Annotated in this window: 14 protein-coding genes; 5 read left to right on the plus strand and 9 right to left on the minus strand. The window is 45.0% G+C overall.

Going from position 1 to position 12,942, the window contains the following annotated elements:
- Nucleotides 1-326: 326 nt before the first annotated feature.
- On the plus strand, nt 327-839 hold the full coding sequence (locus MC7420_RS25570; RefSeq protein WP_044209713.1) for a chemotaxis protein CheW: 513 nt from the start codon (nt 327-329) through the stop codon (nt 837-839).
- Nucleotides 840-924: 85 nt separating this feature from the next.
- Here MC7420_RS25570 and cmoB read toward each other — a convergent pair whose 3' ends face one another.
- Nucleotides 925-1,908, minus strand: a complete 984-nt coding sequence (gene cmoB / locus MC7420_RS25575; RefSeq protein ID WP_006104087.1) for a tRNA 5-methoxyuridine(34)/uridine 5-oxyacetic acid(34) synthase CmoB — start codon at nt 1,906-1,908, stop codon at nt 925-927.
- A 36-nt stretch (nt 1,909-1,944) separates the two neighbouring features.
- Here cmoB and MC7420_RS38540 point away from each other — a divergent pair, with 36 nt between their 5' ends.
- A complete protein-coding gene (locus MC7420_RS38540) occupies nt 1,945-2,295 on the plus strand; it encodes a hypothetical protein (RefSeq protein ID WP_198016567.1) in 351 nt (116 codons plus the stop codon).
- A 138-nt stretch (nt 2,296-2,433) separates the two neighbouring features.
- Here MC7420_RS38540 and MC7420_RS25585 read toward each other — a convergent pair whose 3' ends face one another.
- The 7 genes from MC7420_RS25585 to MC7420_RS25615 form a co-directional block, all read right to left on the minus strand.
- Complete coding sequence (locus tag MC7420_RS25585) at nt 2,434-3,054, minus strand: hypothetical protein (RefSeq protein WP_006104137.1); 621 nt, start codon at nt 3,052-3,054, stop codon at nt 2,434-2,436.
- A gap of 55 nt (nt 3,055-3,109) precedes the next feature.
- A complete protein-coding gene (gene cmoA, locus MC7420_RS25590) occupies nt 3,110-3,883 on the minus strand; it encodes a carboxy-S-adenosyl-L-methionine synthase CmoA (protein ID WP_006104154.1) in 774 nt (257 codons plus the stop codon).
- Between the two features lie 3 nt (nt 3,884-3,886).
- Nucleotides 3,887-4,315 (minus strand): hypothetical protein, encoded by a 429-nt coding sequence (locus tag MC7420_RS40410; RefSeq protein ID WP_006104175.1) that lies wholly within the window; start codon nt 4,313-4,315, stop codon nt 3,887-3,889.
- A gap of 132 nt (nt 4,316-4,447) precedes the next feature.
- A complete protein-coding gene (locus MC7420_RS25600; RefSeq protein ID WP_006104104.1) occupies nt 4,448-4,738 on the minus strand; it encodes a hypothetical protein in 291 nt (96 codons plus the stop codon).
- A 200-nt stretch (nt 4,739-4,938) separates the two neighbouring features.
- Nucleotides 4,939-5,649, minus strand: coding sequence for a tRNA1(Val) (adenine(37)-N6)-methyltransferase (locus MC7420_RS25605; RefSeq protein ID WP_044209719.1), 711 nt, complete (start codon nt 5,647-5,649; stop codon nt 4,939-4,941).
- A 245-nt stretch (nt 5,650-5,894) separates the two neighbouring features.
- Nucleotides 5,895-7,103 (minus strand): U32 family peptidase, encoded by a 1,209-nt coding sequence (locus tag MC7420_RS25610; protein ID WP_006104120.1) that lies wholly within the window; start codon nt 7,101-7,103, stop codon nt 5,895-5,897.
- A gap of 46 nt (nt 7,104-7,149) precedes the next feature.
- Nucleotides 7,150-8,379, minus strand: coding sequence for a U32 family peptidase (locus MC7420_RS25615; protein WP_006104140.1), 1,230 nt, complete (start codon nt 8,377-8,379; stop codon nt 7,150-7,152).
- A 330-nt stretch (nt 8,380-8,709) separates the two neighbouring features.
- On the opposite strand from MC7420_RS25615, the gene MC7420_RS25620 reads away from it, so the two are divergent.
- From MC7420_RS25620 to MC7420_RS25630, 3 genes are all read left to right on the plus strand, one after another.
- Entirely contained in the window at nt 8,710-9,048 is a 339-nt protein-coding gene (locus MC7420_RS25620) for a DUF3307 domain-containing protein (RefSeq protein WP_006104141.1), read from the plus strand.
- A 90-nt stretch (nt 9,049-9,138) separates the two neighbouring features.
- Nucleotides 9,139-9,327, plus strand: coding sequence for a hypothetical protein (locus tag MC7420_RS25625; RefSeq protein WP_044209722.1), 189 nt, complete (start codon nt 9,139-9,141; stop codon nt 9,325-9,327).
- A gap of 398 nt (nt 9,328-9,725) precedes the next feature.
- A complete protein-coding gene (locus tag MC7420_RS25630) occupies nt 9,726-10,460 on the plus strand; it encodes a WecB/TagA/CpsF family glycosyltransferase (protein ID WP_044209724.1) in 735 nt (244 codons plus the stop codon).
- A gap of 378 nt (nt 10,461-10,838) precedes the next feature.
- On the opposite strand, the gene MC7420_RS25635 is transcribed toward MC7420_RS25630, so the two are convergent.
- Nucleotides 10,839-12,695, minus strand: coding sequence for a response regulator (locus MC7420_RS25635; protein WP_044209727.1), 1,857 nt, complete (start codon nt 12,693-12,695; stop codon nt 10,839-10,841).
- Between the last annotated feature and the right edge of the window lie 247 nt (nt 12,696-12,942).

The raw sequence follows: 12,942 nt of genomic DNA on the forward strand, positions 1-12,942 counted from the left end.
ATTTGTCTGTCCTTTGTCATTAGGTGACGATGTGCATTTGTGTCATTTTAAGCTTAAAACTCTGCAATACCTTAATCTGTCCCCTCCCGTCCCCCTTTTAGATCCCCCTTCCGTCCCCCTTAAAAAGGGGGAGACCAAAGGATGCTTCGCTTTTTGTTCCATGGGGGAAGCCAGTTCCATGGGGGAGAATTCAAAGCCTCTCTCCTTGCAGGAGAGAGGTTTGGAGAGAGGTTTTCCAGATCCCGACCAAAAGTAAGAACACCACTGACCGACCTGCGCCCTCTCCACCGACTGTAACTTTTGTTGTCTCAATAAAGATTTTTGTTATGAACAGTAATCTCATGAATACTCAATCCAAAGGAAATCAATCCGTACTTTCCGAAAAAACGACACGAGAAACGAAACAAGTATTAAAGTTAATTCTTTTTACCTTAGGAAACTTGCATCTAGCATTACCAATTGAATCCGTCTACAAAATCTTGAATCGCGCCCCTGTTCATGGAAGTGGGATGAATCAGGTGGGAGTCACCCACTCTGGTGAAGAAGAAATTACGGTCATCGATTTATATCAGCGCTTTTTCAAAGAGAGTTTACCGGAAGCTGCTAATGGGGGAGGATATCTAGTAACAATGCAAAATAAAACGGGTGAACTCTATGGTATTCCTGTGGCTGACGCGCCTATTTTAATAGATGTACCACTTTCAGCGATTCGGCTTTTACCGGAATCTTATCGTCGTTCTGATACGGTGAATATTGCCCGTCATGTGGCAGTAATTCCTCAAGATTCTGGAGCAAAAACTATCTTTTTGTTGGACGTTGATTTGCTGTTGCCAACCTGAGAGAAATGGATTATTCCGTAGTTGGTGTGCTAAATTGTTAGTTGTAGTTTTGGTTTAATGTTCATAAAAACCCATAAAATTCCATTTAATTTTTATGAGCAATTACATAATAGCGCCAGGGTGCGGGATACCCTTCTATGGTTACAGATAAATCATCAGGATTCATAAACTCGCGTAAACTATCGATATTTGCCCAAGGTGTGCGGCGTTGTTCCTGCACGGACAAAGGTTCAGCAAAGAAACAGTGAATCTGACTAAAACCAGCCCGTACTAGCCAATTCTCTAAACAAGATTGGGTGGGCAAAAACCAAATTCCCCGTGCTTGAGCATAGCGCTTACGGGGAGTCAACGCAACAGGGATTTCGCCGGGAATTCCCTGACAATCAATAATAATTTCTCCCTTAGGTGCTAGGGCTTGTCGCAATTTACCCAATAAATTAATCGGATCTCGATAATGGTAAAGGATTCCTAGGCAAAAAATTGTATCAAAGAAATTCGGATAAAAATCAATATGCTCAACCCCCAATAACTCAAATTTAAGCATCGGTTGCTGAACAATATTTTGGATAAGCTGAAAGTTCCAGAAATGCTTAGGAACTGGCTCAAAGCCAATCACACATTCTGGTTCCTGATCCGCCATGCGAAACATAAAATAGCCATTGTGACAGCCAATATCCGCCACTCGGCGATTTTTCAGGGAATGGATATGGGGCAAAATTCGCGCCCATTTCCAGTCAGAACGCCACTCGGCATCAATGGTAATCCCAAATAGTTCAAATGGTCCTTTTTTCCAAGGGCAAAAGGCTTGCAACGAGTGATACAATCGCTGTTTTTGTGCGGCGGTGAGTTCCTCAGCACGACCGACTTTAACCACAGCATCAGAGAAGTCATACCAATCACTGTGGATATCCTGAACCGCCTGCACCGCTTCGCGATATTGACTCACTTGGGGGGTAAATAATTTAGATTGTCTCTCTTGGCGTACTGATAAAATTGCCTCTCGTTCTAACGTTTCCGGGTAGCGATCTAGATAATCAGGGGGTATATAACCGATATCATGATTTGTCATTGTTTATTTAGGTAAATCACCACGTACATAGAATCTTTGTGTATTCTATTAAAATGTAGAGAATATTTTACATGGATAAGGACAGGTTTTGTTGTTCAGGTATTGGTGAGGAGGACGGGTTTTGTTGTTCCGTTATTGGTGGGGAGGGCGGGTTTTGTTGTTCCGTTATTGGTGGGGAGGGCGGGTTTTGTTGTTCCGTTATTGGTGGGGAGGGCGGGTTTTGTTGTTCCGTTATTGGTGGGGAGGGCGGGTTTTGTTGTTCCGTTATTGGTGGGGAGGGCGGGTTTTGTTGTTCCGTTATTGGTGGGGAGGGCGGGTTTTGTTGTTCCGTTATTGGTGGGGAGGGCGGGTTTTGTTGTTCCGTTATTGGTGGATAGCTGTCTTTAGTCCCTAAACCCGCCCCTACAATTGTCCCTAAACCCGCCCCTACAATTGTCCCTAAACCCGCCCCTACAATTGTCCCTAAACCCGCCCCTACAATTGTCCCTAAACCCGCCCCTACAGTCCCTAAACCTGCCCCTATACTTAATCCGTTTCTTTTTCAGACTTGTTACTCGCTATCCAAACTAAAATGCTGAGTATCTGTTCAACCGGAGGAACAGGGTAATCCGTCAAATCTACCGTAACAATACTATCCTCTAATTTGAGAAACCGCCAAGCTGTTCCTGTACTTACACTGCCATAAATCGTATAAATGACTTGTTGATTTGCCTGGTTAAAGCGTTGTGCCGCCACCATTTCTGCCAAACACTGTCCCATCCCTCGCTTAAGGTCTTCTTTTTTCGCTTCCACAACAACCAAAACTGGGGCTTCTACCGCAATTTGTTCTGGCGATTGGCTGACTAAAAAGTCACAGGTGCCATTGAGTCCAGCTGCAGTATCTACATTGAACTCTTCTCCTGAAAAAACGCTGATTTTCTTCTCTAAGATTTGCTTAACTTCCAACAGAATTGGATTAATAATCGCCTCAGAACGGGCTTTTTCATTGCCAACCGCGATCGCCCAGGGAATATTGCGCTTCAGGATTTCCTGCAAGAGCGAACTAGGCTGTACTTCGGGTAGAACCGGAAAAAAGCGATCGCCCTCAATCGTCTGTAACCCAAAATCCTGTTTCGCCTTTGACCATGTAAATTCTCGGTAACTCATACAGGCTGATCTCCTCCTATCCAGATACAATTAATTTATGCGTATAAATCACCTATTACTTGAGAGCCACCCAGGAAATAAAGTTATGTAATTTAATTAGTGAATCGACTTGATTGAAACCACTATCATACAACATTTGCACCTGTTGGGCTTCCGTTAAAGGCACTAACACATTCTCTAGCGCCTCCTTTTTACGTTCAATTTCAGTACGGGCATAACCATTATGCGCTTTAAAGGCTTCGTAGTGTCGGGTGATTGTCTCTTGAAATTGGGGATAGGGTGACTTTACCTTTTCACTTACGAAGAGTAAGCCACCTGGAACCAATCCCTCGTAGATAGTCCGCAGCAAGAGTTGACGCACCTGTAGCGGCAAAAATTGTAAGGTGTAGTTAATCACGACAACGCTACTATTCTCAAATGAACAGTTTTCTGCCTTGTCACAGATAAATTCAATCTGATGTATCTGTTTAATCTGAACTAACTTCTGCTCTGCTTTTTCCAGCATAGGTTGAGAATTATCAATCCCAACTAGCGTAGCGTTTTGCTTCAAGAAACGCCCCAAAAGTTCCAGAAATGTTCCCGTAGAACAGCCAACATCAATAATCCGCGTTCCGGGTTGATAATATTCTCTCGCCCAATGAGCGGCACAGGTTAGTACCTCTTGATACAGAGGCACTGAACGGGATATCATATTATCGAAAACATTGACCACATCCTGGTTAAAAGCAAATGGTTTGGGCCACACGCCTTTTTCAAAGAGTTTATCTTTTTCAGGACTCAGATAAAGTTTTGTGGGATAAAGTTCTGGATCGAGTTTGTCGTAATTCATCAGTCAATTGTAGGGGGGTTTAGGGACAATTGTCGGGGCGGGTTTAGGGACAATTGTCGGGGCGGGTTTAGGGACAATCGTAGGGGCGGGTTTAGGGACAATCGTAGGGGCGGGTTTAGGGACAATCGTAGGGGCGGGTTTAGGGACAATCGTAGGGGCGGGTTTAGGGACAATCGTAGGGGCGGGTTTAGGGACAATCGTAGGGGCGGGTTTAGGGACAATCGTAGGGGCGGGTTTAGGGACAATCGTAGGGGCGGGTTTAGGGACTAAATTCAGCTCCTCACCGAAAACGGAACAACAAAACCCGCCCTCCTCACCGAAAACGGAACAACAAAACCCGCCCTCCTCACCGAAAACGGAACAACAAAACCCGCCCTCCTCACCGAAAACGGAACAACAAAACCCGCCCTCCTCACCACTAACCGATCGCACAACTATCCAATTTGAGGCGCGGCAGGCTTAATAGGAATAGTACTGAAATTTTGGCTGGTGGGCAATGCCCACCCTACGGTATATCAAGGGTTTCGGCGACCCCAAAATGCACGCTTTTCAGCGCCATTCGGCTTAATACGGCATTTCAGTCTCTTCCACATCTGCTGGGGCGTCTGTCAATCCCATGCGATCAAGGGCGATGACAACTCCTACAGATACCAATCCTCCTAAAAGTAAACCCATAATCAGAAGAATAATATAGATGCGCTTCAGAGATTTTTTTGTCGCTTTTATATGCTCTGGCGATAGATTAGGGTCAAGGCTTTCCTGTTCAGTGTCTGGAGATGTCTCATCTGCCCCATCTCGTTGGGGATGGGGAAAGCCGTCATGCTCGAATTCTGGGGGGTTTTGATTATTCCACATATCTCTAGTTTGGTTATGATTGGCAGGATTCTCATCAGCCTAAAGTTAGACTGATTCTCGGTAAAGAGTTTCACAATCCAAAATTGGGAAGCAATGACGTTGGGTTTCGTTCCTCAACCCAACCTACACAGTTGACATCTACCCGGCTCATATCTAGAGTTATAACAATTAACCTATTCTTATAAATATAAACAGTTTAATTAATATTTCAGGTAAAAGTCTTTAATCAAGCTAATAAATTCAGGAGTATAAACCCGCCTAGTGGCTTCTATCGCGAGAACGTTTTCATGAGAGGATAACGGATGTTTTCCCAGTTCCAGTACAATCCGTTTAGTTGGACTAGCTAAAGTTGGTTTAACCGAGAGTTTCCTGTGGCAAGAAAAACCAAAGGATTCGGCTTTTTCTTGGAAGATTTGGACTGACTCAGTGGGATAAATTACAGCTAGCCTACCCTTCTCACTCAAAAGCTGTTCCGCCACTTGTAACAGATCCAATTGCCTCAGAGAATCACTATGTCGTGCTACGGTTCTCGCCTTTTGTAACGCTTTACTGGCATTGTCAAAAAAGGGAGGATTAGACACAATCAGATCATACCGCTTTGAGCAAGTCGTGGCATAATCTTGCACAGAACCCTGATACACCTGAATGCGATCGCGCCATGGTGATTTCGCTACATTCTCCCGCGCCTGAATGCCAGCCTCTGCGTCAATTTCCACGGCGTCGATGTGCGCCTGCGATCGCTGTGCCAACATCAGCGCCACCAAACCCGTCCCTGTGCCAATATCTAGAATGCTTTGCACACCGGTGATATCCGTCCATGCCCCTAACAGTGTACCATCTGTGCCGACCTTCATCGCACAGCGATCGTGAAAGACGGTGAATTGCTTGAAGCGAAAGTATGGATTAGACATTCCCTGTGGTTGATCATGAATAACTGACACCTTAACCTGAATGGTACTGAAATAAGCATTAGGGAATCACCGAAACCTTTGATATACCGTAGGGTGGGTTTCGACTTCGCTCAACCCACCAACTTTAAGTCAGTGGCATTCACCTTAACCTACTAATTTAGCACTCTAGAAGGGCGGGTTTAGTCACGTTATCAGTTGGTGGCAAACTGTTATCTGTTAAACCCGCCCCTACATGTCTGAATTAATCAAGACATTTTACCCAGAAGTAATGACCCCGGAACAGCTTTTTTAATCCAATCCGTCACTAAAAGTTGTTCGGGTTCAAAGGTATCAACAGGTTCGCCGTTTATGGTGCGAAACACAACATCTTGGGGAACAATCTCTTCACCGGTTGGCAAAACCATACCTTGAATCTGGGAAATCTCGAAGGAACGCCAGGTGTAAAAAACGACATATTTACCACTTTCGCCAGCCATAACTTCCGCTAAACAGGCATCATTCCGGTATTCAGATAGTTTTGATTTCATCCGGGAAAATAATGCTGTGGTGCGATTCGCTTTGAAAAAAGGAGCGCGTGTTTCTCGGAACCAGTTTTCCCGTAATTTTGCCGGATTTTCTAACACCTGACGACAAATTTTATCAATATCAATAGCAACATTGTCCTCCTGACTTAGATGGCGTAAGTCTAATCGCACTGTATGTAAACCCGCCTCACATAACCCATCTAACCGATCCAGAATAAACTGATCTTTGTCTAAAAACATAAATGTACCATGGGCAGTTTCTAACGTCGGGAAATGGCGATTAGGGTTATCCGCAAAAGCCGCCGTCGCTTCTAAGTACAGAGGTGAGTCAGGGTTGAATCGGTATAGGGAATCGATGTCTTCTGTTGTTTCTTTATTCTGGCGTTCCAGCAACGGGTTTACCAAGAGCGATCGCGGCGAGTAAAATAAGAGAATAGGTCCCACACCTAGCAATTCACAGGGAACGGGTAAGGTTTGGCAGTATTCAATTAGCTTTTCTTCCGGTAGTTCAATTGATAAAACTAACCGTTCCAACGAAGCCGAAAAAATTTCGCACCATCCCTGTAACGCTTCCAGATTGTGATTTCCTGTTTCAACAATTAACTGGATAGGTATTTCAGGACAATGGATTTTCAGCCAATACGCTGCACCCGGATCACACACCCGAATTGCACCAAAAAGACTGAGTTGCCAATCTTTTAGCTGATCACAAATAGTTCTCATGACTCGTTCTGGCATTAACAGATCCCAGACGAGTACCGGGCGCAATTCTTTTTGCCACGCTTTTCTGGCTAAATCATGTACCTTCGCTTTTGATAATTGTCCCTGTCGCGCTAATACTATTGGTTCCAATAATACTTCTTGTAAATTGCGGGCTTTGACACAGCGCTCTAAATCATGAATTGATGAAATAAATGTATTAAATTGCATTGTAATTTTTCAGAAAACCGGGAACAGGGAACAGGGAATTCATAATTCAGACTTCACTGGTAACAGGTAATGGGGAACGAGTGAATCGAACGACATTTAATTTGGTGATATTATGCGATCGCATGGATTCATCCGGTTTAGGTAAGCGCACAATACTGTCCTTTCGCATCGACTCTAACGGTTCACCTGTCATCGAAAAAATCTGATTAACTTGCCAGCATATCGGTTTGTCCTGAAACGGGATAATTTCAATTTCATCACCGACGGCTAACGGTTCAAGTAACCGTAAAATAATCTCTTGGGGCGTTGTCTCCATAACCATGCCTAAATAAGCGTGAGTTCCTGTATTAATTCCCGATAACTGTCCAAAGACTGAATCTTTATCGGCTGGTTTGTCTAAGGAACCAGAAAAATAGTCTCGGTTAGGAATTGATTGCAGTTCGGCTGAGGCTTGGCTGAGTAGCTGTTCATCTAATGTACCAGCGGCATAAGCATCAATTAATTGGCGATAAACCTTGCAGGTGAGGGCGACGTAGAATGATGATTTCATCCGCCCTTCTATTTTTAATGAGCAAAGATTATGCTTGAAAAAATCACTAATCTGATAAATTCCCCACAAATCCCTGGACGACATGAAGCTGACTAAATCATCAGCTTGCTTATCTTGATGTTGTAAGTGATAGGGTAATCGACAGGATTGAATACATCCACCCCGATTAGAATCGCGACCTGCGGTAAAATTAGAAATTGTGCAATGACCCGAATATGCCATACACATTGCACCGTGGGTAAACATCTCCACATCAATACCCGATTCTTCTCCAATTAAACCCGCTTCCGTAATACTGAGTTCTCGACCAACAATTAAGCGCTTAACTCCCATCTCTTTCCACAAACGGGCGCTATAGGAATTGAGACAAGAGGCTTGAGTAGAGAGGTGAATCGGTAGAGTTGAACTCCTTTTAATAACTCGGATAACGCCTAAATCTGAGACAATCACTCCATCAACGCCAATGGATTCTAGAAACTGACAATAGTCGGCGAGTACCTGAAAGTCTGCATCGTGGAGAAAAGCGTTCAGCGTGACGTAAATTTTGGCATCATGGTGATGGGCATATTCAACTCCGTGGGCTAACTCAGAGTCCGTAAAATTATCCGCACGCGCCCGCAATCCATAATTTTGTCCCCCTAGATACACTGCATCTGCACCATAAGCAATGGCGACTTTTAACCGTTCCAGATTCTTCGCTGGGGCGAGGAGTTCAGGTTTGAGCATGTCTAGGTTTAAGGATAAGCGGGAACAGCCCTAATTTAACATTTGTGGCGCGATCGCATCCAGAAAACTGCTGAATCTACACACACAAGGGGATATCGGTCAAAAAACCGGATTTCTTTGGGTGAAAGGTTGATATTGCGTTGTCATCCTCACAAGAAACCCGGTTTCTAGGAATGTCAATCGCCTCGCACCTCAGTAGAAACCCGGAGGTTGGAGTTGAACGGCGGCAAATCTCAGTATTTTTCCCGTAGTTTTCACGGCAACGCCACTGTAATCATAAAGTAACATCTACGACGACTAACCTGCCTGTCTTGGAGAACGCCATAAACCATGATTGATTTCGGTTTGCAATTTATCGCCCATCGCACGGGAGACTTTTTACTGCAAAATTCTTTTTTGGCATTACGCAAGAAGAAGGATTGGCAAGTGGCTGTTTTGCATGGATTAGTCTACACGTTGCCCTTCTGTCTGTTAACTAACAAGTTAGAATCCCTGATTATTATTTGTGGCACTCATATTATTATTGATTTTTTCAATATATCCAGTTTGTGGGTTCGTACTTACAATTGGGACTGGAAAACTGAGGTTCCCCAGGTGCCGTTGTGGGTGATGGTGGAAGTCGATCAAACCTTACATTACGCGATTAATTATTTTGCTTTACTCCTTTGAAGTCTGTTTGTTCGCTGAAGCCATCTGCCTTCTGCGATCTGCCTTGTCTCACTCATAAAGGGGGTAGTCAACCTAGATTAGGTATGAGATATGAGGCAGGACATAAGCTGTCATGCATTTAAATTGGGTATTAGTAGCGAGCAAGATGCTCAATGTAGCGAGCAAAATGCTCAATGTAGCGAGCAAGATGCTCAATGTAGCGAGCAAGATGCTCAATGTAGCGAGCAAGATGCTCAATGTAGCGAGCAAGATGCAAAGCCTGCGGCATGGCTTCGCTAAACGCACTACGGCAAGGATTTCACCATTATTGACATTAAGATTTAAATGCCGAACAGCTTACCGATGACCAATGACAATCTTGTTGAAAGCTTTACAATGGATCGACTCAACTTGTTACTATCTTTACAGATTTTCTCTTATAACAGAAGTAACAGACAAGTGGACTTAAGGGTAATGGGAACGCCCCTTCGCACTGCTTGACTTGTACCCAGATCGCTGGGTGAAAAGCATCTAGTCAGCAAATTCCAGTAGAGATAGATTTCAGAGGCGCGAAGTATCGCGTCTCTTCTCATTGTTGGCAGCAATTGATCCATCTCAACCAGAGGCTAGCCTTTAACGTCCGGATCAGATAGTCTGCTAAGTGTTAGTTTGATCGGAGGATAAGCAACAGTCTAATTATGTGTGAGACCCCGAAGCCGTTCCCTGTCATGGGACTACCTGTTCACCGACTCCAAGATTACGATCGCTGGCTGGGTAATCGCCTTCAGCAAAACCTAGGGTGTCATGTGGTGACATTGAACGCAGAAATGGTGATGCAGGCGGAGTGTAATCCAACTTTGGCAAGTTCAATCCGACAAGCGGAATTAGTTGTCCCCGATGGTGCGGGTGTCATCCTTTATCTACTCCTCCACGGTATCCGACAGCAACGTTGTCCGGGAATTGAGTTGGCAGAATCGTTACTGCGACAGGCGGGAGAATTAGGTGAGTCTTATCCAGTTTTTTTCTATGGAGGTAAACCGGGTATTGCCCAAACAGCAGCTAAGATATGGCAAGAACAATACCCGAAACTAGCGATCGCGGGAATTGAAGATGGCTATCTGTCTCCAGAAGCCGAAGATCAATTCAAAGTCAGGTTGGCAAAAGAACAACCGCCATTAATTTTGGTCGGTTTAGGAGTTCCCCGTCAAGAGTTGTGGATTGCCCAAAATCGGCATTTGTGTCCTCAAGCGATTTGGATTGGTGTTGGCGGTAGCTTTGATATCTGGGCTGGGGTTAAATCCCGTGCACCTGTCTGGTTACGGAATAATCATTTGGAATGGCTGTATCGACTCTATCAAGAACCTTGGCGCTGGCGGCGGATGATGGCGTTACCGCAGTTTGCTCTCAAAGCGATCGGACAACGTTTGGCTTAGTCATTTGTCTTATGTCATTCGTCATTTGTTAGGGAACAGGGAACAGGGAACAGGGAATAGGGAACAGGATAAGCTGTCATGCATTTAAATTGGGTATTAGTAGCGAGCAAGATGCAAAGCCTGCGGCATGGCTTCGCTAAAGCCTGCGGCATGGCTTCGCTAAACGCACTACAAGGATTGCGCCATTATTGATATTAAGGTTTAAATGCCGAACAGCTTAATAGGCTATAGAAATTTTGTCTCCCATCTCCCTCATCTCCCCCAGCTCCCCCAGCTCCCCCAGCTTCCCCTGCTCCCCCATCTCCCTTATCTTCCCCAGCTCCCCCAGCTTCCCCAGCTCCCCCAGCTCCCCAGCTTCCTATCCCTTGCAGTATTGCACTAACTGCTATTACTGGAGCGACGTTCTAGCCGATTTAGCACACGGGTAATCAGTTCAGCTTCCACAATGGGTTTTTTGATATAGTCATCTGCACCAACGGTAAAAACTTGCTGCACTGTTTGTACTTCGGTATGGGCGGAGAGAAACAACACGGGCAAGTTACTCCAGCGTAAATCATGACGAACAACCTGACATAACTCAATGCCACTATATTCGGGCATTTCTACGTCTAAAATTAGTAAGTCAGGAGATACAGCTTCTAGGACATCCCAGAAGCGTTGGGGATGTGCCAAAGTGGTGACGTTTAGTCCCCAAGGTTGTAGTAAATGGCGCAGCAGGGCGAGGATTTGTGGATCATCATCCACGACTAAGACGTTAGATTCTCCCGATTTCTGCTGATTAATCGCTTGAGTCACCGCTTGCAAAATTTCTGGGGGAGTCATGGGTTTCTGTAAAAAGGTAGCAGCGCCTAAACGGGCGGCTTTGACTCGACTGCTTAAATGATTTTGACTGGAAAAGATTAAAACGGGAATGTTGGAGTGTTGAACAGCAAGTTCTGCTAAGAGTTCAAAGCCGTTTTCTTGGGTGTCAGCAAAGGTGAGATCCAACAAAATCACATTGGGAGGATGTAGCGCGATCGCTCGTTTGGCGGCTTGGAGATGGGGGGCGCTATCTACCTGCAATCCCCAGGCTTTTGCTTCGATTTCGATATGTTGGCTGAGGATCTGATCATCGTCAATGACTAATAGTTGGGCTGGGGAAGTAGAAGCCGGGGGCGGATCACAGGTGGGGGGTGTAACCTGATCAAGGGTGGGTTTGTTTGCGATCGCCTGTTGCAAGGAGTCGATTAAATCCTTTAGCTTATGGGCGTCTTGGGGCGTTGCTGGGGTTGGAGTCTGTAAAAGCTGTTCAATTTCGCGGGCGATTTTAGACCCCTCTGCACAACCAAACGATCCCAATGAACCCACTAATCGGTGGGCTTCAATTTTGGCGTTCTCACAGAGTTGTTGATTCAGGGTTCCTGTCGCCAGAGTTACACTCACTTGCCTAAATACGTCTATTTTTTCCGGGAGGCTTTCTTTGAACGTTTGCCAAATTTTGGCAACCGCCGCCATGAGTTTCGCTTCAGATGTGCCATCTGCTACTTTTTCCCTGACTTGTTTGTCCTCTTGTTCCTGAATGGGTGCATCTTTGAGCCGATACCCTAAGCCGTATACTGTCTCAATTAAATTAATTTTGATCCCAGCCGCTTTCAGCTTTTGTCGCAACCCTTTAATTTGGGTGGTTACGGCTTCCTCACCGGGAAATTCATCACTCGACCAAATGTGATCGAGGATCACACTACGGCTAAAAATACGTCGAGGATGACGCAGGAATAGTTCTAACAATCCGTATTCTTTGGGCGTTAGGTGTAATGATTCGCCTTTATAGGTGACTTTACCTGTATCCGGTTCTAGCCGCAGCTGCTCCCAAGTCAACACCTTGGATACCGTGGAGTTACGCCGCCGCAATAATGCTCTAATTCGCGCCATCAATTCGGAGAGATCATAGGGTTTCATCACATAATCATCCGCACCTGCTTCTAATCCGCGAATGCGATCGGCGCTACTTCCTTTGGCGCCCAGGAGGAGAATTGGCATTTGAGAACCTTGATGGCGCAGTTTTTGACACAGATGAATACCATCTAGGTTTTGGGGGGTAACATCCAAGACAGCTAAGTCATAGTGAGAGGTTTGAGCGAGTTCTAATCCATTTTCAGGGTTAGTTGCGGCTTCAACGGTGTAGTGATGACTGGTGAGGGCTTCAATTAGGGGTGAAGCTGTCGCTGGATCATCATCGACTATCAAAATCTTCATGGGAAACGGGAGAATGGGGAATGGGATAATTCTGTATTCCCTTTGATCTTCACCTGTTTCTCATGGATTCTTGAATGAAACGTACATAATCCTCAATAAAATTTAATAAGTAGGTGGGGACAATTAAAGTTAACGGTGGGGAACTCGCTTTCGCGAGAAGCAAGCTACGTCATTCGTCCTTTGTAAGGGTTTGAGGCTTTTTAACATAACTTCATAAGGTTGAGTTTATTTCCACCGACCTACTTAG

It is taken from the genome of Coleofasciculus chthonoplastes PCC 7420 (assembly GCF_000155555.1).
Lineage (GTDB): Bacteria > Cyanobacteriota > Cyanobacteriia > Cyanobacteriales > Coleofasciculaceae > Coleofasciculus > Coleofasciculus chthonoplastes_A.